Source organism: Streptomyces parvus, assembly GCF_032121415.1.
GTDB lineage: Bacteria > Actinomycetota > Actinomycetes > Streptomycetales > Streptomycetaceae > Streptomyces > Streptomyces globisporus_A.
The window spans coordinates 6,804,464-6,828,658 of record NZ_CP135079.1 but is presented as its reverse complement, the minus strand read 5'-3'; the positions used below and the strand labels follow the sequence as shown (position 1 = coordinate 6,828,658).

Genomic DNA, 24,195 nt, shown 5'->3' with positions numbered 1-24,195 from the left:
CCGGGAGGCGCAGGACGGCTCAGAACTGGAGGGACCAGGAGCTGATGTAGCCGGTGTCGTTGACCCAGTTGTCGGTGACGCGGAGCTTCCAGACGCCGTTGGCGGGCTTGCCGGAGGTATCGACCGTGAACGTGCCCTGGACGTTGTCGGCGCTGTCGTTGGAGTTGAAGTCCTTCAGGACGGCCGCGCCTCCGCCCGGGGGAAGCAGTTCGACCTTGAGGTCACCGCGGAAGGTGTGGCGGATGTCGAGGGTGACCGACAGGTTGGCGGGGGCGTTGCCGTCGATGCCGGTCACGGTGATGGGGGACTCGACGGCGGCGTTGTCGCGGATCTGGACCTGCCCGGTGCTCTCGAACTTCTTGCCGGGGGGATCGGTGGGGTCCTCGCCGCCGCCGGTGCCGGTGAAGAGCAGGCGGTTGGGCGAGCCGGGGCGGGCGTCGCTGATCTTGTCCGGGGTGGCGTCGGCGACCAGTTCGTCGCGGACCTGGGCGGGGCTGAGCGACGGGGTGGCGGCCAGGAGCAGGGCGGCCGCGCCGGCCGTGTGCGGGGATGCCATGGAAGTTCCGCTCATGGACTGGTTCGCGCTGTCACCCGCGTTGGACGTGGAGATGATCTTGTCGCCGGGCGCGAAGATGTCGAGGCAGGTGCCGAAGTTGGAGGCCTGGCCGTTGTTCCAGCCGGTGGCGCGGGCGTCCGAGCTGTTCGTGGCGCCGACCGTGATCGCCGCCGGGGTGGACGAGGGCGAGTACTGGCAGGAGTCGGCGTTGTTGTTCCCCGCCGCGACGACCCAGGTGATGCCGGAGGCGATGGAGTTGTTGATCGCGTCGTTGATGGACTGGGTCTTGCCGCCGCCGACACTCATGTTGACCACGGCGGGCTTCTTGGCGTTCTTGGTGACCCAGTCGATGCCGCGGAGGACCGGGTCCCAGGTGGTGCCGGAGGTGCCCTGGCAGTTCAGCACACGGACGCTGACGATCTTGGCAGCCTTGGCGACCCCGTAGGAACTGCCCGCGGCGGTCCCGGCGACGTGAGTGCCATGCCCATGACAGTCCGATGCGTTGGTGCCGTTGTCGATGAAGTCGTAGCCGCTGGTGGCCCGCCCGGCGAAGTCGCCGTGGCTCATACGGACACCGGAGTCGACGACGTAGACCGTGACGTCGGACGCGTCGCTGGGGTAGGTGAAGCTCTTGTCCAGCGGGAGGCTGCGCTGGTCGATGCGGTCCAGGCCGTAACTGGGCGGATGGGGCTGGGTGCCGGTGGCGTACGCCGCGCCGTCGGCTTCCACGCGGGCCACCGACGGGTCGGCGGCCAGGCGCTCGGCCTTCTCCTCGCTCATCTTCACCGAGAAGCCGCGCAGGGCGGTGGTGTAGGTGCTCCTCACCTGGCCCGCGTGACGCTGGGACAGGGACCGCGCGACGGAGGGTATCTCCGTACGGGCCACGGAGTCCTTGAGCGTGACGATGTAGGAGCCTTCGACCGCGTCGGGGCGGTCCGCACCGACGATGCGGCCTTCGCCAGCACCCGGCGGTGCGGGTGCGGCCGTGGCCTCGGCGGTCGAGGCGGCGCCGACGAGCAGGGCGGCACCGGCTCCGACGGCGAGCAGTCTCCGCAGGGCGCGAACTGGACGATCCACAGCTTCTCCTCTTGATGCGTCACAGGCCCTGTCGGGCCTGGTGGGGGTGGACCGCCCGGCATGCGGGCACCACAAAAGAGCCGTGGCGACGGGAGATCGGGCCGGGCGGCCGCGGGGATGACCTGTGATGGGCTTTGCCGCCCAGAGTTTGCGGCGCTCGGACGGCGTCTATCAATACGTAGCCCTACCTAAAGGAACGGCGGTGCGACGGCTGCGGCGACAGGCGCGCCGACGTGCGGGCCGCGTCACGACCGGTGGACGCGTGTCGGCGAACGGTCCGCGCGCTCCGGCCGCATGAGGACATTCGTCCGCCCGCCCTCTCTTCACGCGGCCGTACGTCAGAGGCGGAGCGGGAGTGTCACTGATTGCCGAGAAGATAGCCGCGAAGCTCGTCGTCGCAGTCTTCGAAGGTGCTTGACGATCCTCGCGAGAAGGCCACTACTCCGCCGTCCTCGCCCTGCTGCCCGGACGCGGCCAGTTGCCTCTTGGCCTCCGCGACGACCTCGGCGCACTCAGCGCTGACGGACTCGGCGGGCCGCGGCTGCGACGCCGAGGAGTCCTGCAGTGCGGCAGTGGCGGCGAGGCCCGCCGCGCAGAGCACCGCCCACGCGGCGACCCAGGTGCGGCGCCCCATCCGTATCGGCTTGGACATCCAGGCATCCTACGAGCGCCGCGGGGGGCTGGGGTCCGAATCGCGGACTGCGCGAGTGAAGATCGTCGCGGCGCGATGAACCGGGGCCGGAAGCCGACCCCGTGAAGCGGATCCCGGTCCCGCGAGAGAATCCGGCAGGGAGACCGGAGCAGGAGCAAGGCCCGGCGGCGGGGATCGACCGGGCAGGACCTCAGGAGGGCAAGCGTGACCGAGACCAGCGATACCCGATCCGCGGACGGTGCGGCAGGCGGCGCGGCGCGAGAAGCGCCGCGGAGTCGGCTGCAGCGTCTGATGCGCTACATCCCCCTGGCCGCTCCCGTCCTGCTGTGGGCCGTGCCGTGCTGGGTTCTCCTGCACGCAGGTCAGCGCTGGCCGTTGCCCGTCGCGACGGCCGGAACCGGACTGTTCGTCCTGGGTCTGGTCGGTATGCCGGTCGCGATGGCGCGCGGCCACGGCCGGCGTCAGCAGGACCGGGTGGCGATCGTCGGGGACACGCTGCTCGGCGGCATATGGACCCTGTTCACCTGGTCCGTTCTGCTCGGCGTCCTGTTGCGGCTCGCCCTGACCGTGGCCGGCGTCGGCGACGGGCAGGACCGGGCGCGCACCGTCACCTGGGCCGTCCTCGGTGTCACCGCCGCGCTGCTCGCCTGGGGGTATGCCGAGGCCCGACGTGTGCCACGCGTCCGTCGGCTCGATGTGGAGCTCCCGCGCCTGGGAGCCGGGTTGGACGGAACCCGGGTCGTCCTGATCACCGACACCCACTACGGCCCGCTCGACCGCGCCCGGTGGTCCGCACGCGTCTGCGAGAGGGTGAACACCCTGGAGGCCGATCTGGTCTGCCACACCGGCGACATCGCGGACGGCACGGCCGAACGCCGTCGGGCCCAGGCCGCTCCCCTGGGTACGGTGCAAGCCACCCGGGCCCGGGTCTATGTCACCGGCAACCACGAGTACTACAGCGAGGCCCAGGGCTGGGTCGACCTGATGGACGAGCTGGGGTGGGAGCCGCTGCGCAACCGCCATCTGCTGCTCGAACGCGGCGGTGACAGCCTCGTGGTGGCCGGCGTCGACGACGTCACCGCCGAGTCCTCCGGGCTGGCCGGCCACCGCGCCCATCTCGCGGGAGCCCTCGACGGCGCCGATCCCGGTCTCCCCGTCCTGCTCCTCGCCCATCAGCCCAAGTTCGTCGACCGCGCGGCGGCCCACGGCATCGACCTCCAGCTCTCCGGTCACACCCACGGCGGCCAGATCTGGCCGTTCCACTACCTGGTCCGCCTCGACCAGCCGGCCGTCGCGGGCCTCAGCCGCCACGGCGCGCGCACCCTCCTCTACACCAGCCGTGGCACCGGCTTCTGGGGCCCGCCCTTCCGCGTCTTCGCCCCCAGTGAGATCACCCTGCTCGTCCTCCGGTCCCCGCGGGGAGGCTCCTGACGAGCCGGGCGGGGGGCCATGGCGGGAAACTCTGAATGATGGTTCACTTCTTTCATGGCCTACCGCAAGACCCCAGCCGAAATGCGCCGACTGGAAGCCGCCCGGGAGCATCTCGTCGTCCGCGCCACCGAGGTCGTGGCCGAGGTCGGCTGGGCGCAGGCGTCCGTGACCGCGGTCGCCGACGCGGCCGGCATCGCCGCCGGCTCCGTCTACCAGCACTTCTCGTCCAAGTCCGCGCTGGCCGTGGAGGTCTTCCGGCGCGCCGCGCAACGTGAGGTGGACGTGCTGGGCGAGGTGTTGGAGGGCGACGGTGACCCGGCCGACCGGTTGCGCCGGGGAGTGGAGGTGTTCGCCCGCCGCGCCCTGGAGAACCACGGTCTGGCGTACGCGCTGCTCGCGGCGCCCGCCGAGCCTGCGGTCGGCGCGGAACGCCTGGCGTTCCGCCGCCGCTATCGGGCGCTGTTCGCCTCGGTGATCGACGAGGGGGTCGCCGCGGACCGGTTCCCCGGCCAGGACGCGGAGATCACCGCCGCCGCGCTCACCGGCGCCGTCGGCGAGGTCCTCGTCCATCCGCTGAGCACCCCGGCCGCGCACGACGCGGACCTGCTCGTCGCCGGGCTGACCGCCGTGGCCCTGCGCTGCGCGGGCGCGGCCCCCTGACCGGGTCCGCGCCTCGCCCGTCCCCGCCCCCGGGGTGCCCGACCCGCCGCCCCGCCGCCCGGAGGAGATCCGATGTCCACGCCCACCGCACCACGCAGCAACCCGACCGCCGTGACGCACGAGGTGACCAATCAGGCGCCGCCGCTCACCGGTCATGACCCCGCCGACGACGCGGTGCTGCTCGAAGGGGTGCGCCGCGAGGGCGCCGCCTGGCATCTGGAGGAGCTGCACCGCTTCGGGCGGTACGTCGGCGGCGAGGAGGCTCAGCACTGGGCCGACCAGGCCAACCGGCACGAGCCGGAGCTGCGCACCCACGACCGTTTCGGCCACCGGATCGACGAGGTCGAGTTCCACCCGGCGTATCACGCGTTGATGGACGCCTCGGTACGGGCTGGGCTGGCGGGTGCCGCCTGGGCCGACGAGCGCCCCGGGGCCCATGTCGCCCGGGCCGGCGGCTTCATGCTGGCCACGATGCTGGAGCAGGGGCATCTGTGCCCCATCTCGATGACGTACGCGGTCGTACCGGCACTGCGCCGCTCCCCCGCTCTCGCGAAGACGTACGAGCCGCTGCTGACCAGCCGGGTGTACGAGCCCGGGCTGAACACCCCCACGGCCAAGCGCGGTCTGCTCGCCGGTATGGGGATGACGGAGAAGCAGGGCGGCACCGACGTCCGTGCCAACACCACGGTGGCCGTCGAGCAGGCCGACGGCACCTGGCGGCTGCGCGGGCACAAGTGGTTCACCAGTGCGCCGATGAACGACCTCTTCCTGGTGCTCGCCCAGTCGCCCGGCGGTCTGTCGTGCTTCCTGGTTCCGCGCGTGCTGCCGGACGGGAGCCGGAACACCTTCCGCATCCAGCGGCTCAAGGACAAGCTCGGCAACCGGTCCAACGCGTCCAGCGAGCCGGAGTTCGACGACACCGTGGCCTGGCTCGTCGGTGACGAGGGCAAGGGCGTGCGCACGATCATCGACATGGTGACGATGACCCGGCTCGACTGCGTGCTCGGGTCCGCCGCCGGCACCCGTGCGGCGCTCGCGCAGGCGGCCCATCACGCGCGCCACCGCGCGGTGTTCGGCGTCGAGCTGATCGGCCAGCCCCTGATGCGCAACGTTCTGGCGGATCTGTCCCTGGAGTCCGAGGCCGCCACGACCCTGGCCCTGCGCCTGGCGGGGGCCGCCGACCGCGCCCACCGGGGCGACGCAGGGGAACGCGCCTTCCTCCGGCTGACCACCGCCATCGGCAAGTACTGGGTGTGCAAGCGGCAGCCCGTCGCGGTCGCCGAGGCGTTGGAGTGCCTCGGCGGCAACGGCTACGACGAGGCGTCGGGGATGCCCCGGCTGTACCGCGAGGCCCCGCTCAACGGCATCTGGGAGGGTTCCGGCAATGTCAACGCCCTCGACATGCTGCGGGCGTTGACGCGGGAGCCCGAGTCCCTGGAGGCCCTGAGCGCGGAGATCGGAGCGGCCGCCGGGGCGGACACGCGCCTCGACGCGGCCTGGCGGGAGCTGCGGGCCGAGCTGGCCCGCCCGGAGGACGCGCAGCTCCGGGCCCGCCGGGTCGTCGAACGGGCCGCTCTCGTCCTGCAGGGCTCGCTACTGGTACGCCATGCTCCGGCGGCGGTGGCCGACGCGTTCTGCGCGTCCCGCCTCGCCGGGGACCAGGGACTGGCGTTCGGCACCCTTCCGGCGGGCACGGACTTCGCGGCCCTGCTGGAGCGGCTGCCCGCCTGACCGAACCGCTCACGTGCCGTGCGCCCCGTGCGGGCCCGGCGCCCGCGCCGGCCTCTCACGTTCACGGAGGTAGGCGTCCAGCTCGGCGGCCCCGGCCAGCATCGCGCGCCCACGGGCGGTCAGCCGGGCGTGCCAGTCGTCCAGGGCGGCGGCGAGCGGCTCCGGACCGCCGGCCGCCCGCACCTGGGCGATGAGCGGTGCGATCTGCTCCAGGCGGTAGCCGCCCCGCCGGAGCTGGTGGGCCAGGGCGGCGTCCCGTACATCGGCCGCGTCGTACACCCGGTATCCGGTCCGCGGGTCGCGGCGCGGGGTCACGAGCCCGGCCCGCTCCCACTTGCGCAGCGTGGCGGGCCTGATGCCGAGCTTTCCCGCCAGCGGCCCGACGAACATCGCGCCGGGGCCCGCCCCGCCGTCCGGCGCGGGCACGGGCCCGGGCCCCAGGTCGCGAAGGGCCCTTTCGACGGCGTCCAGCGTCCTGCGGTCCTCCAGGAGCTGGGCGTGGCCACCGTCGACAAGGCGGAACGCCTCCGCCGGCTCGTCGCGGTTCACCGCCCGCATGATCTCCGTCGCGGCCGCGTGCCCATGGCCGGGGATCAGGGCGAGAAATGCCCCGAGGGCGGCCGCGTGCAGCGGTGTGTAGGCGCGGTAGCCGTGGGCGGTGCGCCCGGCGGCCGGGAGGATGCCCGCCGCTTCGTAGTTCCTCACCGCCTGGGTCGACAGACCGTGCCGACGGGCCAGGTCGACGGGGCGCAGGCGATCTGCTGTTTGAGGGTTCTTCGCCATGTTCCCGAGGATATCGCTCAGAAGTCTCCACCGAAGGTTCAACGATACTGTTGAAGCCATGGCAGACGACATCAAGGACATCGCCCACGCCGTCGAGGCGGCCTCCGTCATGGGGCTGTTCGCCTCCCCGCCCCGGATACTGGCCCTGGGCGAGCCCACCCACGGGGTGGACGCCCCGCTCCGCCTGCGCAACGCCCTCTTCCGGCAGCTGGTCGAGCAGGAGGGGTACCGGACCATCGCCGTCGAGAGCGACTGCGTGGCAGGGCTTCTGGTGGACGACCACGTGACGTCGGGTGCGGGCGCGCTGGACGACGTACTGGAGCAGGGCTTCAGCCACGGTCTCGGGGCGTCCGCCGCCAGTCGTGAACTGGTGTGCTGGATGCGCGCGTTCAACGACGGCCGGCCCGCGTCCGACCGGGTCCGCTTCGCCGGCTTCGACGGTCCGCTGGAGATGGCCGGGGCCGCGAGCCCCCGGGAGACCCTCACCGCGCTCCACCGCACCCTCACCGACCACGTGGACCCGGGGCTGATTCCGTGCACGGCCGAGACGCTCGACCACCTGCTCGGCCCCGACGAACGGTGGACCGACCCCGCGGCGATGCTGGATCCGTCCGCCTCCTTCGGGCGGTCGGCCGAGGCCGGGGAACTGCGGCTGCTCGCCGACGATCTGGGGGCGCTGCTCCACGCCTGGGCACCGCACCTGATCGCGGCGACCTCACGGGACGCGTTCTACCGGGCGCGGCTCCGGGCGCGGGCCGCCTCGGGGCTGCTGCGCTACCACCACTGGATGGCGGACGCCTCGCCGAGCCGGCTGGCGCGGCTGACGGGGCTGCGGGACCAGATGATGGCCGACAATCTCCTCGCGCTCGCGGAGCGGGGGCCGGTTCTGGTCCACGCGCACAACAGCCATCTCCAGCGCGACATCAGCTCGATGCGGATGGGCGGGCAGCGGCTGGAGTGGTGGAGCGCGGGCGCCATCGTGCACACCCGCCTGGGCGAGGAGTACGGCTTCCTGGCCACCGCGTTCGGCACGCTGCGGCACCAGGGGGTCGGTACCCCGCCGCCGGAGACCCTTGAAGGAGCCCTGTACGCGATCCCGGCCGGGACCTGTCTCGTCGCCTCCGAGTCGGCCGCCGCCCTCGCCGCCACCGACCCCGTTCGGCGCACGTCCCCGTACTTCGGCTATGCCCCGCTCGACCCGGCGCACCTGGACCGCATCGACGGGATCGTGTTCATGAAGGACGTCCCCGAGGAGTGAGACCGCTCGTCGTGGCCGACGGCATGGGGCGTGCACATCCGGACGGGTGAATGGCCCTCCGGCCAGGAATAGCCGGGCCGGATCATTGTTGATCACACCATGACTTCTGAGACGACCGGAACAGGCAGCGCCTTCGGACGCGTGGGGATCTGGAGCGGCGCCCTGCACGCGTCGCGCGTGGACGAAGCGGGCGGGGAGGCGATCGCCGACGCGCTCGCAGAACTGGAGGAACTGGGGTACGGCACCGTCTGGATCGGGGGCAGTCCGACGCCCGGGGACGCCGCCGCCGTCGTGGCCGCCACCCGCTCGATCACCGTGGCCACCGGCATCCTGAGCATCTGGAACCACACGGCGGAGGAGGTGGCGGCCGCGGTCTCGGCGATCGATCCGGACGCGCGCCGCCGCTTCGTCCTCGGGCTGGGTGTCAGCCACGGCCCGATGGCGCCCCAGTACGCGAAGCCGTACAGCGCGATGGTGGCCTATCTCGACGCGCTCGACGGCGCCGAACCGTCCGTGGGCTCCGGTCATCGGGTGCTGGCGGCTCTCGGGCCGAAGATGCTGAAGCTCGCGGCGGACCGGTCGCTGGGCGCACACCCCTATCTCGTCACCACCGAGCACACCGCGGAGGCCCGTGCGGCGCTCGGGCCCGACGCGCTGCTCGCCCCTGAGCTGACCGCGGTGCTGGACACCGACCTCGACCGGGCCCGCACCACCGCGCGGACCATGCTGGGGATGTATCTCCAACTGCCCAACTACACGTCCAATCTGCTGCGCCTCGGGTTCACGGAAGGCGACTTCGAGGGCGGCGGCAGCGTCCGCCTCCTCGATGCCCTCTTCGCGCTGGGCGACGCGGAGCAGGTGGTGCGCCGGACGCGCGAGTACCTCGACGCGGGCGCGGACCATGTCGCGTTGCAGGTCCTCACCGCCGACGAGGGCGGCGCCGGCCTGCCGCGCGCCGAATGGCGCCGGCTGGCCGAGGCGTTCGGCTCCGACCTCTGACGGGAGGCGGGCGCGCTCCGGACGGCGCCCGCGCCCCGTCGCCCCTCTCTTCTTCCCTCTCCCGCCGCGCCCCTCCCGTCAACACGTCGCAGGCGCCGTCCCGTTCGGGTGGTGTGCGGCGTGCCAGGAGGCCCCCGGGGCGGTTCTGCGCAGCCTCCGTGCGACCGACCGCGGAGGAGGAGTCGTGGGAGTGGCACGTGAGTACGTGCACACCATCAGCGAGGGTCCGACGCCGGCCGACGCGGCAGGAGCGCCCGCACTGCCCTGTCCGAGCGGCTGGTCCGCCCTGGCCTTCTCGCACGAGCTGCGGCCGGGCACCGTGCTGACGCGACCGCTCGCGGGGCGCGACGTCGTCCTGTACCGCACCGGCACGGGAGTGCTCCGCGCCGTCCGGCCGTACTGCCCGCACCTGGGGGCCCATCTCGGCCTGGCCAAGGTGGAGGGGGAGGATCTCACGTGCCCCTTCCACTTCTTCGCGTTCGCCCCCGACGGCACCTGTGTCCGCACGGGGTACGGCACTCCTCCCCCGCGGTCCCCGCTGGCGCAGTTGCCCGTCCAGGAGGTGAACGGAGGCGTCTTCGTCTGGCGGCACCACGACGGACGGGATCCGGACTGGTCCGTGCCGCAGTGGCACCGGATCGGGTACAGGCCCGCGCGCACGGCCGCCTGGGAGCTGGCCGGCAACGTCCAGGAAGTCATCGAGAATGCGGCCGACCTCGGGCACTTCGCCACCCTGCACGGCTGGGCGAAGGCCGAGATCGACGGTCCTGTGGCGTACGACGACGCGACGTTCCATGTCGCCGTGCGGGCCCGCGAGTCGGCGCCGCTCGTGGGCGACTTCACCGTCGAGGTGACGGTGGACGGCTATGGACTCGGCTGCCTGCACGCCGACGTCCGCACGCCCCGCTTCGGGCTGCGGAGGTGCACGTTGGTGATGCCGACGGCCATCGGGCCCAACCGGATGCAGTTCCGGCAGCTCAACCGCATCGCGTTCGACGAGCCGGGGCGGCTGCCGCCCGGGGTCGCCCGGATCGTCAGCCGAACCGCGGCCCGGCTCCTGGACCGCCCCATCTTCCGGTCCAGTTGCGAGTTCACCGCCGCGGACTTCCCGATCTGGCACCACAAGCAGTATCAGCAGCCGCCCCGGCTGGCTTCCGGTGACGGACCGATCGGCCCGTTCCGGCGCTGGGCCGGGCGGTTCTATCCGGAGTCGCCCGGGAGGGGCGCGGTGGCCCGCCCCCACCGCGGCGAGGGCGAGGGCAGGCCCGTTCTCTCCTGACACGGCCCGAGGGAGCCGAGCCGCCCGGGTGACCCGAGCGGTCCGGCTCCGGGCCGCGCCGCCCCGGTCGTCGCGTGCCCTCGTTCTTGGGCACTGCGGACGCCGGGGCTCCGCACTTCGGGCACCATTCGGGCAGCCAACCCGGGAAAGCGGGCACCCTGGACGGCCGCCACGGCGGCGGTCCGGGCCTGACCAGCACAGTCACCCTCGGAAAGCGGGCACGAACGGGCCGAGGGGATTCGGTGAAGCAGCTGGTCGTGGCCCCTGGACTGCTTGTACAAACGACACATGAGCCCGAACGGACATGCGGGCTCCGCCCGAAACGGGCGCAGCAGCGACCAGGGAAGTGCGCCGTGGACACCGAGGAACGCCGTCGGGGAATTCTGGACACGGCCCGGCGGGAGGGGTCGGTCGGGGTGAACGCCCTCGCGGACCTGTTCAAGGTGGCCAAGGAGACCGTCCGCCGCGACCTGCACGTGCTGGAGGAGCACGGGCTCGTCCGCCGGACCCACGGTGGCGCCTACCCGGTGGAGTCGGCCGGGTTCGAGACGACGCTCGCCGTCCGCACCACCCGTAACGTTCCGCAGAAGTCGCGTATCGCGGCCGCCGCGGCCGATCTCCTCGGTGACGCCGAGACCGTCTTCGTCGACGAGGGCTTCACCCCCCAGCTCGTCGCCGAGGCGCTTCCCCAGGACCGGCCGCTGACCGTGGTCACCGCGTCCCTGGCCGTCGCCACCTCCCTCGCCGCGGTCGAGAAGACCTCGGTGCTGCTGCTGGGCGGCCGGGTCCGCGGTTCGACGATGGCGACGGTCGACCACTGGGCCTCCCGGATGCTCTCGGAATTCGTGATCGACCTGGCGTACGTCGGGGCCAACGGCATCTCCCGCGAGTACGGTCTCACCACCCCGGACCCCGCCGTCGCCGAGGTCAAGGCACAGGCGCTGCGCAGCTCGCGGCGGAGGGTCTTCGCCGGGATCCACAGCAAGTTCGGTGCGGTGAGCTTCTGCCGGTTCGCCGGGGTCGGCGACTTCGAGGCGATCGTCACCGACGCCGGGCTCCCCTCGGCCGAGGCCCAGCGCTACTCCCTGCTCGGCCCTCAGGTCATCCGCGTCTGACCGCCCCCGCTCTCCGCCCGCAGGGCGCCCGTACCCCCCTCCACTCCCCCACCCGCCGGGGCGTGGTCCGCCATGCCCGCCCCCACCCGATCACCGAGCCGCTACGACTGATCAGGAGCCCCTATGCCTCACCCAGGACGCCGCCGCCGACCACGTATGCGGGGACGGACGTGTGCCGTGACCGCCGCACTGGCCCTCCTAGCCACCGGCTGCGCCGGAGCGGGCGGGACCTCCTTCGGGGGCGGTGACGCGCTGAACGTACTGATGGTGAACAACCCGCAGATGGTCGAGCTGCAGAAACTCACCGCGAAGCACTTCACGGAGGAGACCGGCATCAAGGTCCACTTCACGGTGCTGCCCGAGAACGACGTACGGGACAAGATCAGCCAGGACTTCTCCAACCAGGCCGGTCAGTACGACGTCGCCACCATCAGCAACTTCGAGCTGCCGTTCTTCGCGAAGAACGGGTGGCTGCACCCGCTCGACGACTATGCGAAGGCCGACACCGCGTTCGACCAGGAGGACATCCTGGGGCCGCTGCGGGACTCGTTGACCGCCGAGGACGGCAAGCTCTACGCCCAGCCCTTCTACGGCGAGTCGTCCTTCCTGATGTACCGCAAGGACGTCTTCGAGAAACAGGGCCTGACCATGCCCGAGAAGCCGACCTGGGAGGAGGTGGCGAAGCTCGCGGAGCGGACGGACGGCGCGGAGCGCGGGATGAAGGGCATCTGTCTGCGCGGCCTGCCGGGCTGGGGCGAGGTCATCGCCCCGCTGACCACCGTCGTCAACACGATGGGCGGGACCTGGTTCACCGAGGACTGGGAACCGCAGCTGACCGCACCGGAGTTCAAGAAGGCGACGAAGTTCTACGTCGATCTCGTGCGTGAGCACGGAGAGCTGGGCGCCCCGCAGTCCGGGTACGCGGAGTGCCTGAACAACATGACGCAGGGAAAGACCGCCATGTGGTACGACGCCACGGCGGGCGCCGGGTCCCTGGAGGCGAAGGACTCCCCGGTGAAGGGGAAGATCGGGTACGTCCCCGCCCCGGTGGAGCGGACCAAGAGCTCCGGCTGGCTCTACACCTGGGCCTGGGGCCTGCAGAAGGCGTCCAAGAAGTCCGACGACGCCTGGAAGTTCGTCTCCTGGGCCTCCAGCAAGGAGTACGAGGAGCTCGTCGGCGCCACCAGCGGCTGGTCCAACGTCCCCGCGGGCAAACGGGCTTCCACCTATGCCAACCCCGACTACCGGGCGGAGGCGGGGGCGTTCGCCGATGTCACCGAGCGGGCGATCTCCGAGGCCGACCCGAAGAACCCGGGCACCCAGCCCCGCCCGACGGCGGGCATCCAGTTCGTCGGCGTACCGGAATTCACCGATCTGGGCACCCGGGTGGCACAGGAGATCAGCGCCGCCATCGCCGGCCGCCAGTCGGTGGACGCCGCGCTCGCGGCCTCCCAGAAGCTGGCCGAGAAGGTCGCGGAGGAGTACCGATGACCGTCACCGCAACGAGAGAGACCACGGCCTCCCCGCAGGCTCCGGTGAAGAAGCCGGGCGGCGGTGACCGACGGCGCGCGTGGGCGACCCGCGCGCCCCTGCTGCCCGCGCTGATCTTCCTGATCGCCGTCACCCAACTGCCTTTCGTGGCAACCCTGGTGATCTCGCTCTTCGACTGGAACTCCCTCAAGCCGGAGAAGCGCCACTTCACCGGCCTGTCCAACTACGCGTCCGTCTTCACCGACGAGGCGTTGCGCGAATCGGTCGTGACGACCGTCGTCCTGACCGCGACGGTCGTGATCGTCAGCGTCGTGCTGGGGCTCGTCTTCGCGCTGCTCCTGGACCGCACCTTCTTCGGCCGGGGGTTCGTGCGCACCCTGCTGATCACCCCGTTCCTGCTGGTGCCGGTCTCCGCCGCGCTGCTGTGGAAGCACGCGCTCTACAACCCCGAGTACGGGCTGTTCAACGGCGTACTCACCTGGTTCGGCGAGCTGTTCGGCATCGAGTCGATCGCGCAGCCGGAGTGGACGTCCGAGATGCCGCTGATCGCCATCGAAGCGTCGCTCGTGTGGCAGTGGACGCCGTTCATGATGCTGATCCTGCTGGCCGGGCTGCAGAGCCGGCCCGCCGAGATCATCGAGGCCGCGCGGCTCGACGGGGCCGGCCCCTGGCAGATATTCCGCCATCTGACCCTGCCGCATCTGCGCCGCTACCTCGAACTCGGCATCCTGCTCGGGTCGGTGTACATCGTGCAGAACTTCGACGCGGTGTTCACGATCACCTCCGGCGGTCTGGGCACCGCCAACCTCCCGTACACCGTCTACGAGACCTTCTACCGGGCCCATGAGTACGGGCTGGCGTCGGCGGCGGGCGTGGTCGTGGTGATCGGCACGATCATCATCGCCACCTTCGCGCTCCGGGTGGTCTCCTCCCTCTTCCGTGAGGAGGCGAGCCGCGCATGAGCGCCTCGACCGCGACTTCCCCGTCCGCCATGTCGTCCGCCAACGGGCCCGAGCGCAAAGCCCGTCGGCGTTCCGCGGCCCTGGGCGTGGTCGCCTGGGTCGTGGGCATCGGCTTCTGCCTGCCGGCCCTGTGGATGGTACTGACGTCCTTCCACGCGGAGGCCGACGCGGCGACCAACCCGCCGTCGCTCGCCGCCGCCCTGACCCTGGACGGCTACCGCACGTTCTTCGGCGGCGGGGGCGGCCCGACCCCGTGGCCCCCGCTGGTCAACTCGCTGGCGGCCTCGTTCTTCTCGACCGTGCTGGTGCTGCTGCTCGCGCTGCCCGCCGCGTACGCGCTGTCCATCCGGCGGGTGCGCAAGTGGACGGACGTGATGTTCTTCTTCCTGTCCACCAAGATGCTCCCGGTGGTCGCCGGGCTGCTGCCGGTGTACCTGTTCGCGAAGAACACGGGGCTGCTGGACAACATCTGGCTGCTGGTCCTGCTCTACACCTCGATGAACCTGCCGATCGCGGTGTGGATGATGCAGTCCTTCCTCGCGGACGTGCCCGTCTCCATCATCGAGGCTGCGCAGGTCGACGGGGCCCGGCTGCCGACGGTGCTGCGCCGGGTCGTCGCCCCGGTCGCCGGTCCCGGGATCGCCGCGACCGCCCTGATCTGCTTCATCTTCAGCTGGAACGAGCTGTTGTTCGCACGGGTGCTGACCGGCGTGGTCGCCGGGACCGCCCCCGTCCATCTGACCACCTTCGTCACCAGCCAGGGTCTCTTCCTCGCCCAGCTGTGCGCGGCGTCCGTGGTCGTGTCCCTGCCGGTGCTCGTCGCCGGCTACGCCGCCCAGGACAAACTCGTCCAGGGCCTCTCGCTGGGAGCAGTCAAATGAGGGCAGCCATCGTCGAAGCCGTCGGCAAGGTCTCCGTGACCACCGTCCCGGACCCCACGCCCGGCCCGCGTGACGTGGTCGTCAAGGTGGCGTCGTGCGGGCTGTGCGGGACCGATCTCCACATCCTCCAGGGCGAGTTCGCGCCGACGCTGCCGATCGTGCCGGGTCATGAGTTCGCCGGGGAGGTCGTGGGCCTGGGTGCGGACGTCACCGAGCTGTCCGTCGGCGACAAGGTGGCCGTGGACCCCTCGCTGCACTGTCACGAGTGCCGCTACTGCCGCTCCGGCCGGGGCAACCTCTGCGACAACTGGGCGGCGATCGGCGTCACCGTGCCCGGGGGCGCGGCCGAGTACGCGGTGGCGCCCGTCGCCAACTGCGTACGCCTGCCGGAGCACATCGACGTCCGGGACGCGGCCCTGATCGAGCCGCTGTCCTGCGCGGTGCGCGGCTACGACGTCCTGAACGGCAACCTCGGGGCCCAGGTGCTGATCTACGGGTCCGGGACCATGGGGCTGATGATGCTGGAGCTGGCCAAGCGCACCGGCGCGGCGTCGGTGGACATGCTGGACGTCAATCCCCAGCGCCTGGCCACCGCGACGACGCTCGGCTGCACCGGCTCGGCGGCCCGCGCCGAGGAGCTGGACCGCCCGGGCGGCTGGGACGTCGTCATCGACGCCACCGGCAACGCCGCCGCGATCCAGGACGGGCTGGGAAGGGTCGCCAAGGGCGGGACGTTCCTCCAGTTCGGCGTCTCGGACTATGCGACGACCGCGGTGATCGAGCCGTACAGGATCTACAACCAGGAGATCACCATCACCGGGTCGATGGCGGTCCTGCACAGTTACGAGCGGGCCGCGGCGCTCTTCGCGAGCGGGGTGCTGGACGCGTCGGTGTTCATCAGCGACCGGCTGCCGCTGGAGCAGTACCCGCAGGCGATCGAGCGCTTCCAGGCGGGGATCGGCCGCAAGATCGTGGTGGAGCCGTGACGGACACCTCGCCCCCGGGTCCCGGCCGGGACCCGGGCTCGGTCCTCGTGCTCGGCGAGGCGCTGGTGGATCTGGTGCCGGCCGACGAGGACATCGCGGTCCGGGTGGCCCAGCCGGGCGGTGCTCCGGCGAACGTCGCGGTGGGTCTGGCCCGTCTCGGCGGGCGGCCGTCCTTCGTGGGCGGGCTCGGCGACGACGCCTTCGGGAGCCGCATCGAGGCGTGGCTGACCGGGGCGGGCGTCGATCTCTCGCTGAGCGCCCGCCCGCCGCTGCCCACCGCGCTCGCGGTGGCCGACCCGGGTGACCACGGGAACACGTACCGCTTTCATCTCGGGGACACGGCGACCTTCGCGCTGCCCGACCGCACGGCGGAGGCGACGCGTTTCGGCGCGGTGTACGTGGGCGGGCTCGCCGCGGTCGTCGAGCCGGCGGCGGAGGTCGTGGCCGCCACCGCGCGGGCGGCGCACGGCGGTGTGCTCGCTGTGGACCCCAACGTGCGCGAGGACCGCACCCTGGACCCCGTACGGAGCCTGGAGCGGCTGCGCGAGCTGTGCGCGCTCGCGCGGGTCGTGAAGGCGAGCGACGAGGATCTGGTGCGGTTGTGGCCGGACGCGGAGCCTGAGGCGAGCTGCCGGAGGCTCGCCGGGCAGGGGCGGCTGGTGGTGCTGACCCGGGGTGCGCGGGGCGCCACCGCGTACGTCCAGGACGCCCCGGCCGTCTCCGTCCCCGCCCTTGCGGTACGGGTGGTGAACACCATCGGCGCGGGTGACGCGTTCATGGCGGGGATGCTGGCCTGGCTCGGGTCGGAGACCGGGTGGCGGACCGAGCTGTCCCGCACGGAGGCGCGTGCGATGCTGGAATACGCGGCCGCGACGGCCGCCTCGGTCTGCGCCAGGGCGGGAACGGAACCCACGGCCCCGCTTGGGGTGTGAACCGGGCGCCCACCGGGCATCAGGAGGTGGACCCGAGTTCCGCACGGCCCTCCCCCGGCCCACGGAAACCGCCGCGGCCCCGCCGGACTCAGAAGTCCGGCGGGGCCGCGGCGTCGTCTCAGCTCTGCGGCCGCCTGCCGTGGTTCGCGGCGTTCTTGCGGCGGGCCTTCTTCTTACGACGTCGCTTCGAGGACATCGAACCCTCCCTATCTGCTCGGTGCTCCATTGCGGACGGTCCAACGGGCGAGGCCACCCGGTGATTACCGGGCCGCCTACCCACCCACACCGTGGCAAACACCCGGTGCGCGTGCAACCGGCGGTGCGGTGCCGGGCGGGAGTGGACTGATGTGCGGAGATCGCCGGTCAGGGCCGGTGGCGCAGGGGGTGGTCGTCGGGCACCTCGACGACGGCGATCCGCACGCCGTCGGGGTCCTCGATCCACATCTCGACCAGTCCCCAGGGCTCGCGTTTCGGGGGTCGCAGGACGGTGACGCCCCTCCCCCGCAGTTCCTCGTGGGCGGCCTCGGCGTCGTCGACCTGGAGCCAGAATTGTACGGCCGACGAGGGCGGCTCCTCACCCCGGCCGGAGACCTCCAGGAATCCGCCGCCGAGGAAGTAGACCGTGCCGCGCTCGGGGCCTGTACCGAACTCCCGGTAGACGGCGAGGCCCAGGGCGTCGCCGTAGAAGGCGCGGGAACGGTCGGGGTCGGTGGGGTGGAGGAGGATCCTGCTGCCCAGTACATGCACCATGGGCCGAGCGTACGCCGCCGCCCTCGCGGGGGCGGCGGCGTACGGCTCCTTCGGGACCGGTCAGTTGCTCAGTTCGTCGATGAAGTCCTCCGTGCACCGGTCCTCGGCGGCCTGCCCGTTGGCCCGGTCCATACAGGTCTCGAAGTCCTTGAACTCCTGGGAGTCGAACACGGAGACGGCCACCACGAGGACGATCGCCGAGCCGATGAGCCCCAGAGCGCCGAAGGCCGCGCCGACGATGGCCATCACGCGGCGTGGTGCGCGGCCCTGGCGGGTGCGGAGGGCGGCGATGATGCCGAAGACGACGGCGAGCAGGCCGAGGAGCAGTCCACCGACGACGGTCCAGAAGAACAGGCAGGCGAGGAGACCGAGCACCAGGGCGGCGACGGCGAAGCCGTTCGTCCGGGCGGGCGGCTGACCGCCGTAGGAGTCGTGACCGGCCGCGGGCGGTGCCGAGTACGGGGAATCCGGGTACGAGGGAAGGGACATCGGGAAGGTGCTCCTGTTCTCCTGGCTTCCCGTCCACCTGCCCCGTGGCCCCTCCGCCATGCCGCCGTTTCGGTCACGCTCCGGCAACTACCCGCCCTGTCCGGGCGCTGTTCGGCGGAGGTCGGCCGACAGGTGGTGCTGGAGCGGGCGGCCGACGGCGGCGAGGTCGTGGACGAAGGCGAGCGTGTCCGGATCCGCCAGGGCGTAGCGGCGGCGGGTGGCGTCGACCTCCTTGGCGGTGGGGGCGAGGGAGACCTGTTCGGTGGCGAGGTCGACGGCGCCGTCGCGGGCGTGGCCGGACAGGATCTCCGCGATGCCGGTGGGCTGGGTGATCAGGGCTTCCACGCGGCCGTCCGGTTGCAGCCGCCACCAGCCGGTCTCCCGGGCGGACGGACGCAGCGGCTTCCCGTCCGCGTCGAGCAGCCAGGCCCGGGCCTCGTACGCGAGGAAGGGCCGCCCGTCGTGGCTGAACGTGACTTCCTGCGCGTACGTGAAGTCCGCCTCCAGCGTCGGATACCCGCCGCTCCCCGTGCCCCGCCAGGTGCCGAGGAATCCGGTCACCGGGGCCAGCAGGGGGTGCGGCGCGGGGGAAGCGTCGGCGCTCAGCGCGTCGGGGAAGGGGAAAGCGCGGACGGGGTGGTTCATGCGGGGGTGTGCTCCTGAATCCGTCGGGGCCGGTGCCGGTGCCGGGTCGCAGCCTAGGGCCTGTCCCGTACCGGTGACGCGAGCACGCCGGTGATCCCGCACACGGGGTGCGGGATCATCGGGCAGGCGGGGCCAGTCCTGTGTCGGGTCTCAGGCGGGGTCGGCCGCCATGCTCTCGATCAGGCTCTTGGGCCGCAGGTCGGTCCAGTTCTGCTCGACATAGTCCAGGCAGGCCTGACGGGTGTCCTCCGGGTGCGCCACGGTCCATCCGGAGGGCACGTCGGCGAACGCCGGCCACAACGAATGCTGCCCCTCGTCGTTGACGAGCACCAGGTAGACGCCGTCCTCGTCCTCGAACGGATTGCTCACCGCATCCTCCACAGTTTTAGGCAAGGCTACCTTTACTTGATCGGTAACGACCTTACCCACCCACTCGCGGTCGACTCACCGGATTCCCCAACTCACGCGCTTCCCTGGGGATATGCCGACCGTATCGAGGGGGGGAGGTCAGAGGCCGAGGTCGCTGAGGCGGGCCTCGTAGCGGATGGTCCGGTCCTCGGAATCGCCGACCGGGTTGTCCCAGAGGGCCTCCAGCTCGGAGCGCACGGTGTCGGGCAGCGCTTCGTACCGCTCGGACCAGGTGTCGGAGTTCGGGATCCAGTAGCCGACGACCTTGAAGCGCTCGGCCGGGAGCCCCAGTTCGCGCCGGAGGTAGCGGCGCACGGCGCGCAGGGCGTTGGTCTCCCCGGCCACCCAGACGTACCCGCCCGCGAGGTCCGCGCCGGGCGGCACGGCGGCGGCGACCAGGTCGGCCAGACGGCTCGGGCCGTGGCCGTTTCCACCGTAGGTCCAGGTCACCTTGGAGTCGGCCGGCTCGCGCAGCGGCAGCACGGCCGAAGGGGCGGGCGCCTCCAGGACCACCCGGGTCCGGACATGCTCCGGGGTGTTCTCCAGCAGCCGGGCGGCGGCGGGCAGACCGGTCTGGTCGGCGACCAGCACCTGCCAGGAGAGATCGTCCGGAGGGCTGTAGAGCCCGGTGGGGTCGTTGACACCCACCACGTCGCCGGGGCGCGCCCCGGCGGCCCAGCCGGATGCCACACCGCCCTCGTGCAGTACGAAGTCGATGTCGACCTCGCCCGCCTCCGGGCGCACGGCGCGGATCGTGTACGTGCGCATCGGCGCGACGGGGTGGCCCTCGGGGGTCTCCCAACCGCCCCGCTCGGTGGTCCGGGGCAGGGAGACGTCGGTGCGGTCCGGGCCGTGCGGGAGGAAGATCCGCACGTACTCGTCGCCGACCCCGGTGGTCCGGAAGCCGGCAAGGCCCTCTCCGTGGAGGGTGATGCGGGTCATGCTCGGGGTGAGCGGCTGCACTCGGGCGACGACGGCTCGATGGATCGTCATGGACACTGCCCCTTCGTACGCGTGGTCGGCCTGAGCGCCTCGCCGCAGGGACGAGAGAACCGAATTGACTTAGGCCAGCCTAACCTTCCACGCGCAGCGGTTCGAGACGGCCAGCACCGCACTCGAAATGCGCTGCCCCGGCACGGGCGTGCTGTGCCAAGATCTCACGCATGCCAGTTCGATACCCGCGCCCCCTGCGTCCCGGTGACCGCGTCGGCGTCACCTCTCCTTCGAGCGGAGTGCCCGAGGAGCTGAGTGAGCGGCTCGCCGTGGCGGTGCGCGATGTGGAGGCGCGGGGGTACGAGGTCGTGACCGGCCGGTGCATGGACGGCTCCGGGCACGTCAGCGCGCCCGCGGCCGAGCGGGCGGCCGAGTTGACGGCGATGCTGATGGATCCCGACATCCGGGCCGTGGTGCCGCCGTGGGGCGGGGAGACCGCCATCGACCTGCTGCCGCTGATCGGCTGGGAGGCGGTGCGGGCGGCTGAGCCGACCTGGGTGGTGGGCTACTCGGACATGTCGACCGTGATGACACCGCTCACCCTGCTCACCGGGGTGGCGACCGTGCACGGGAACAACCTCATGGACACCCCGTACCGGGTGCCGGACGGGCTGCTGTCCTGGTTCGACATCGTCGCCGCCCCACCGGGCCGCCGTTTCACCCAGATCCCGCCGGAGCGTCACCGGGCTTCGGGCTGGGACGACTGGGCGGAGCATCCCGACGCCCGGACGTTCACGCTCGACATCCCCGGCCGCTGGAGCCGACTGGACGGCAGCGGCGACGTGGAGGTCGAGGGACGGCTGATCGGAGGCTGCATCGAGATGCTGTGCAACCTCACCGGATCGCCGTACCTCGACACCTCGGCGTTCGCCCGGGCCCACGCCCCGGAGGGGCTTCTCGTGTACGTGGAGGCCGCCGGCGACGACGCGTTCGCCACCTGCCGCTATCTGCACGGCATGCGGCTGGCCGGCTTCTTCGACGCGGCCGAAGCCGTACTCGTGGGCCGCACGTCGGCCCCGGACACCGCCTCGCTCACCCAGCACCAGGCGGTGCTGGAGGCGCTGGGACCGCTGAACGTGCCGGTCATCGCCGACGTCGAGTGCGGCCATGTGCCGCCGTACCTGCCGCTCGTCAACGGGGCACGGTGCAGGGTCGTGCACACCCCCACGCACAGCGAGGTGAACCAGACGCTGGACTGACGGCCGACGGAGAAGAGCGCGGGGCGGCCCGGAGCCGCCCCGCACCGAGTGGCGTGGCCGGCTCAGTCCTCGGCCAGCACGGCGTCGATCTCGCCCAGGAAGTCGTCCAGGTCTCCGGGGTTCCGGGAGGTGATCAGCGGCCAGCCCTCGGCGTCGTCGCGGACCACCGGCTTGTCGACCCAGGTGCCGCCCGCGTTGGTGATGTCGGTCCGCAGCGAGGCGTACGAGGTCAGCGTCTTGCCCCGGACGTAGCCGCCCTCGATCAGGGCCCACGGCCCGTGGCAGATGGCGGCGACCGGCCGGCCGGAGGCGGCGAACGAGCTGACGATCCGGGTGGTGGCGTCCTCCAGGCGCAGCGAGTCGGCGTTGAGCGTGCCGCCCGGGACCAGGAGGAGGTCGTACGAGGCGGGGTCGACGTCGTCGAGTGTGAGGTCGGGCCGCACGGTCTCGCCCGGATCGCGGTCGCCGACGAGGGTGCGGATCTCGTCGGTGGAGACCGCCGCCACGGTGACCTGCGCTCCGTGTCCGCGCAGGTGCTTCACGGGGACGACGAGTTCGTCCTGCTCGACGCCGTAGTTGGTGACGACGGCCAGGATCCGGCGGTCGTCGAGAGCGGTGGTGGACATGGGCTGCTCCGTTCCTGCGATGTCGGGTGTTCGGCTGTTCATGCGGTCGTCCCGCCGCGGCGGGGGCTCATCCGGCCGTGATGCGGACGCATTCGGCCACGGTGTCGCGCAGGCTGCCGGTCCGCGCCAGGGTCTCGCGCTGGATCCGCGCCCCGTTCCCGCGCCGGACCACGGTGGCCACGGCCTTCTCCGCGGCTTCCAGGTCGCCGCTGTCCTCCAGGGCGTCCCGCACATGGTCCAGCAGGGCCGCGAGGACATCGGGCGCCGGCTCCGGTTGCCAGGTCCGGGGGTGGACCAGATGGCCCTGCAGGCCCGAGCGGCCCGCCTGCCAGGAGGCCGCGCGCAGCAGGGACGTACCGGCCCCCGAGGGCGGCTCACCGGCCCGCCACTCCCGGGCGGCCGTCTCCACCAGTCCCCGCACCAGGGTGGCCAGCAGCACGGTGTCGGCCGGGTCCAGACAGACGTCCGCGATCCTGACCTCCACCGTGGGGTAGCGGTGCGAGAGGCGCGCGTCGAAGTAGACCATCCCCTCGTCCCGGAGCACTCCGGTGGCGACCAGGGACCGCACGTCGGCGTGGTACGCCTCGGCGGAGCCGTGGACGTCCACCGGGCCGGCCGAGGGCCACCGCCCCCACACCTGGCTGCGATAGCTGCTGTACTGGCTGTCCTGCCCCTGCCAGAACGGCGAATTGGCGCTCAGGGCGAGCAGGACGGGCAGCCAGCAGCGCACCCGGTCGAGCACGGCGACGCCCTCCTCGTCCGAGGCCACCGAGACATGGACGTGGCAGCCGCAGGTCAGCTGCTCCTGGGCGGTCAGCCCGAAGCGCTCCGCCATCCACCGGTACCGCTCCCCCGTGCCGATCTTCGGGCTGACCGGGAGCGGAGAGGTCGCCAGGGCCGCGACCGAGGCCCCCGCGTCGGCGGCGTGCCGGACCGCCTCGGCACGCCACCGGCGGACCGAGTCGGCGAGCTCGCCCATGTCCGCGCAGGGGTGCGTGGAGAACTCCAGCTGCTGGCGGTGCAGCTCCGACTCGAAAGGCGACTCCCCAGGCGCGTCCTTCTCGGCGATCGCCAGCACCGCAGATGACAGAGCGCGGGCTTCGCCGCTGTCCTCGTCGACCAGCAGCAGTTCTTCTTCGACTCCCACCGTGCGGACCACGGGGCCTCCCCTTCGATGCTTGACGGCCGGTCAGACGGAGAGGACGGAGTCGTCCTCGGGGCGGGCGCCGGGCAGTTGGTGGCGGGCGGCCACGAGCGCGCTGTCCACGTCACTCGTGCCGGTCGACACGCACAGCGTGTACGCCACGTCGTCCATGCGCTGCCGGGCCTCCTGGCCGCCGTTCTCCGCGTGCATCACACGCAGCACCTCGTACTGCTCGATCAGATTGCGCAGCACCGTGGGGTGGGCCATCAGCATGCGGGGGATCCTTCCGCCGGGTTCATCAGGTGGTCTCGCGCCCGAGTGGGGCACCGCGTGCCCTGGTGGGGCATCGCCCCGGGTACCCGCGCTGGGGCGAGCCACACTCCCCGGCGACGCTTCCGCCGCCTCCTGCCGCCCGAGACGCTCCGGGGTGGTGGCCCGGGGCTCCCAATATGGCCGGACGCGACGGGCCCCGCATCTTCTCCCGGCCTCCCCCGGGCCGGCCGGGGTGCGGGCGGCCCGGTCCCTGTGTCCCCCGCCTCATCGGAGCGGGTGACTGCTTCGCCCGGCAGCGGGTACCCACCTGGGCGCATCACTCCTCCCCGGGCGCACCGGGGCCGTACGGAAGGAAGCTCTCATGACCGACCGCAGGCCGGAAGGCACCGCCTACACCGGGGCTTCCGGCAGCCCGCCCCCCGTACCGGCGGACATGCCGGACCAGCAGAACCAGGAGGGCGAGGACGCTCTCGACATACCGGTGCCGGACCGGGTGGCCCGCCAGACCGACGGGCCCGAGCTGGACGAGGCGGGCGCCGGCCGGAAGAAGCCGCGCAACGCGGGCGCGCACCCCGAGGAGCACCCTGCCCCGGACGAGGCGACGGGCTGATCCGCCGCCTCCGCCCCCACCACATGGCGGTGCCCCGGCCCTTCGAAGGGCCGGGGCACCGCCATGTGGTGGTTCAGTGGTGTCCACGCGCGCTGCTCGACGCGCCCCCGAACAGCCGGGCCAGTGCCCGGAAGGGCAACGTGACCACGGTGGCGATGGCTCCACCGATGGAGCGGAGCACGTCCGCGATGGCCTTCAGCATGAATCTGCCCTCCGTTCTCGCTCCCAGGAGTTCCAGGGGCGTTGGGTTCGCGAGCCACCGCGT

26 protein-coding genes are annotated in these 24,195 nt (G+C 72.1%); 14 read left to right on the top strand and 12 right to left on the bottom strand.

Annotated features, from left to right (window positions below):
* Window positions 1–19 precede the first annotated feature (19 nt).
* Window positions 20–1,633 (bottom strand): S8 family peptidase, encoded by a 1,614-nt coding sequence (locus RNL97_RS31670; RefSeq protein WP_313751510.1) that lies wholly within the window; start codon window positions 1,631–1,633, stop codon window positions 20–22.
* A 358-nt stretch (window positions 1,634–1,991) separates the two neighbouring features.
* Window positions 1,992–2,285 (bottom strand): hypothetical protein, encoded by a 294-nt coding sequence (locus RNL97_RS31665; RefSeq protein WP_313751509.1) that lies wholly within the window; start codon window positions 2,283–2,285, stop codon window positions 1,992–1,994.
* Between the two features lie 204 nt (window positions 2,286–2,489).
* On the opposite strand from RNL97_RS31665, the gene RNL97_RS31660 reads away from it, so the two are divergent.
* From RNL97_RS31660 to RNL97_RS31650, 3 genes are all read left to right on the top strand, one after another.
* Window positions 2,490–3,716, top strand: coding sequence for a metallophosphoesterase (locus RNL97_RS31660; RefSeq protein ID WP_313751507.1), 1,227 nt, complete (start codon window positions 2,490–2,492; stop codon window positions 3,714–3,716).
* A 54-nt stretch (window positions 3,717–3,770) separates the two neighbouring features.
* Window positions 3,771–4,376, top strand: a complete 606-nt coding sequence (locus tag RNL97_RS31655; RefSeq protein ID WP_030586121.1) for a TetR/AcrR family transcriptional regulator — start codon at window positions 3,771–3,773, stop codon at window positions 4,374–4,376.
* Between the two features lie 72 nt (window positions 4,377–4,448).
* Window positions 4,449–6,107 (top strand): acyl-CoA dehydrogenase family protein, encoded by a 1,659-nt coding sequence (locus RNL97_RS31650; RefSeq protein WP_313751506.1) that lies wholly within the window; start codon window positions 4,449–4,451, stop codon window positions 6,105–6,107.
* Between the two features lie 9 nt (window positions 6,108–6,116).
* Here RNL97_RS31650 and RNL97_RS31645 read toward each other — a convergent pair whose 3' ends face one another.
* Window positions 6,117–6,890 carry a TioE family transcriptional regulator gene (locus RNL97_RS31645; protein ID WP_030586125.1) on the bottom strand — a complete coding sequence of 258 codons (774 nt, stop codon included), beginning with the start codon at window positions 6,888–6,890 and terminating at the stop codon, window positions 6,117–6,119.
* 58 nt (window positions 6,891–6,948) lie between these two features.
* On the opposite strand from RNL97_RS31645, the gene RNL97_RS31640 reads away from it, so the two are divergent.
* The 9 genes from RNL97_RS31640 (at window position 6,949) to RNL97_RS31600 (ending at window position 16,793) form a co-directional block, all read left to right on the top strand.
* Window positions 6,949–8,148, top strand: a complete 1,200-nt coding sequence (locus RNL97_RS31640) for an erythromycin esterase family protein (RefSeq protein ID WP_030586127.1) — start codon at window positions 6,949–6,951, stop codon at window positions 8,146–8,148.
* Between the two features lie 99 nt (window positions 8,149–8,247).
* The gene (locus tag RNL97_RS31635; RefSeq protein WP_030586129.1) at window positions 8,248–9,147 is read left to right on the top strand and encodes an LLM class F420-dependent oxidoreductase; all 900 of its coding nucleotides are present in this window, start codon (window positions 8,248–8,250) and stop codon (window positions 9,145–9,147) included.
* 184 nt (window positions 9,148–9,331) lie between these two features.
* Window positions 9,332–10,426, top strand: coding sequence for a Rieske 2Fe-2S domain-containing protein (locus RNL97_RS31630; protein ID WP_243316082.1), 1,095 nt, complete (start codon window positions 9,332–9,334; stop codon window positions 10,424–10,426).
* Window positions 10,427–10,779: 353 nt separating this feature from the next.
* Window positions 10,780–11,541, top strand: a complete 762-nt coding sequence (locus tag RNL97_RS31625; protein WP_030586134.1) for a DeoR/GlpR family DNA-binding transcription regulator — start codon at window positions 10,780–10,782, stop codon at window positions 11,539–11,541.
* A gap of 123 nt (window positions 11,542–11,664) precedes the next feature.
* On the top strand, window positions 11,665–13,032 hold the full coding sequence (locus RNL97_RS31620; RefSeq protein WP_243316081.1) for an ABC transporter substrate-binding protein: 1,368 nt from the start codon (window positions 11,665–11,667) through the stop codon (window positions 13,030–13,032).
* Complete coding sequence (locus tag RNL97_RS31615; protein WP_030586138.1) at window positions 13,029–13,994, top strand: carbohydrate ABC transporter permease; 966 nt, start codon at window positions 13,029–13,031, stop codon at window positions 13,992–13,994. Before RNL97_RS31620 ends, RNL97_RS31615 begins: the two co-directional genes overlap by 4 nt.
* On the top strand, window positions 13,991–14,875 hold the full coding sequence (locus RNL97_RS31610) for a carbohydrate ABC transporter permease (RefSeq protein ID WP_030586140.1): 885 nt from the start codon (window positions 13,991–13,993) through the stop codon (window positions 14,873–14,875). The genes RNL97_RS31615 and RNL97_RS31610 overlap by 4 nt, the downstream gene beginning before the upstream one ends.
* The gene (locus tag RNL97_RS31605; protein ID WP_030586143.1) at window positions 14,872–15,861 is read left to right on the top strand and encodes a zinc-dependent alcohol dehydrogenase family protein; all 990 of its coding nucleotides are present in this window, start codon (window positions 14,872–14,874) and stop codon (window positions 15,859–15,861) included. The genes RNL97_RS31610 and RNL97_RS31605 overlap by 4 nt, the downstream gene beginning before the upstream one ends.
* Window positions 15,858–16,793 (top strand): carbohydrate kinase family protein, encoded by a 936-nt coding sequence (locus tag RNL97_RS31600; RefSeq protein WP_030586144.1) that lies wholly within the window; start codon window positions 15,858–15,860, stop codon window positions 16,791–16,793. Before RNL97_RS31605 ends, RNL97_RS31600 begins: the two co-directional genes overlap by 4 nt.
* Before the next feature lie 363 nt (window positions 16,794–17,156).
* On the opposite strand, the gene RNL97_RS31595 is transcribed toward RNL97_RS31600, so the two are convergent.
* The 5 genes from RNL97_RS31595 to RNL97_RS31575 form a co-directional block, all read right to left on the bottom strand.
* Window positions 17,157–17,543 carry a VOC family protein gene (locus RNL97_RS31595; RefSeq protein ID WP_030586145.1) on the bottom strand — a complete coding sequence of 129 codons (387 nt, stop codon included), beginning with the start codon at window positions 17,541–17,543 and terminating at the stop codon, window positions 17,157–17,159.
* A 60-nt stretch (window positions 17,544–17,603) separates the two neighbouring features.
* On the bottom strand, window positions 17,604–18,032 hold the full coding sequence (locus tag RNL97_RS31590; RefSeq protein ID WP_030586146.1) for a DUF4190 domain-containing protein: 429 nt from the start codon (window positions 18,030–18,032) through the stop codon (window positions 17,604–17,606).
* Between the two features lie 87 nt (window positions 18,033–18,119).
* Window positions 18,120–18,677, bottom strand: coding sequence for a heme-binding beta-barrel domain-containing protein (locus RNL97_RS31585; protein ID WP_243316080.1), 558 nt, complete (start codon window positions 18,675–18,677; stop codon window positions 18,120–18,122).
* Between the two features lie 150 nt (window positions 18,678–18,827).
* Complete coding sequence (locus RNL97_RS31580) at window positions 18,828–19,046, bottom strand: MbtH family protein (protein ID WP_030586148.1); 219 nt, start codon at window positions 19,044–19,046, stop codon at window positions 18,828–18,830.
* Window positions 19,047–19,184: 138 nt separating this feature from the next.
* A complete protein-coding gene (locus RNL97_RS31575) occupies window positions 19,185–20,078 on the bottom strand; it encodes a siderophore-interacting protein (protein WP_243316079.1) in 894 nt (297 codons plus the stop codon).
* A 170-nt stretch (window positions 20,079–20,248) separates the two neighbouring features.
* On the opposite strand from RNL97_RS31575, the gene RNL97_RS31570 reads away from it, so the two are divergent.
* The gene (locus tag RNL97_RS31570) at window positions 20,249–21,277 is read left to right on the top strand and encodes a S66 family peptidase (RefSeq protein ID WP_243316078.1); all 1,029 of its coding nucleotides are present in this window, start codon (window positions 20,249–20,251) and stop codon (window positions 21,275–21,277) included.
* A gap of 62 nt (window positions 21,278–21,339) precedes the next feature.
* Here the strand turns inward: RNL97_RS31570 and RNL97_RS31565 are convergent, their stop codons facing one another.
* The 3 genes from RNL97_RS31565 to RNL97_RS31555 all read right to left on the bottom strand — a co-directional run bounded on the left by RNL97_RS31565 (window position 21,340) and on the right by RNL97_RS31555 (window position 23,320).
* Window positions 21,340–21,903, bottom strand: a complete 564-nt coding sequence (locus RNL97_RS31565; protein WP_030586151.1) for a type 1 glutamine amidotransferase domain-containing protein — start codon at window positions 21,901–21,903, stop codon at window positions 21,340–21,342.
* Window positions 21,904–21,970: 67 nt separating this feature from the next.
* Window positions 21,971–23,062: a glutamate--cysteine ligase 2 gene (locus RNL97_RS31560; protein WP_030586152.1), complete on the bottom strand. Its 1,092-nt coding sequence runs from the start codon at window positions 23,060–23,062 to the stop codon at window positions 21,971–21,973.
* A 30-nt stretch (window positions 23,063–23,092) separates the two neighbouring features.
* Complete coding sequence (locus RNL97_RS31555; RefSeq protein WP_313751503.1) at window positions 23,093–23,320, bottom strand: DUF5133 domain-containing protein; 228 nt, start codon at window positions 23,318–23,320, stop codon at window positions 23,093–23,095.
* Between the two features lie 361 nt (window positions 23,321–23,681).
* Here RNL97_RS31555 and RNL97_RS31550 point away from each other — a divergent pair, with 361 nt between their 5' ends.
* A complete protein-coding gene (locus RNL97_RS31550) occupies window positions 23,682–23,930 on the top strand; it encodes a hypothetical protein (protein WP_243316077.1) in 249 nt (82 codons plus the stop codon).
* 73 nt (window positions 23,931–24,003) lie between these two features.
* Here the strand turns inward: RNL97_RS31550 and RNL97_RS31545 are convergent, their stop codons facing one another.
* A complete protein-coding gene (locus RNL97_RS31545; RefSeq protein WP_003964321.1) occupies window positions 24,004–24,132 on the bottom strand; it encodes an LPFR motif small protein in 129 nt (42 codons plus the stop codon).
* Window positions 24,133–24,195 lie beyond the last annotated feature (63 nt).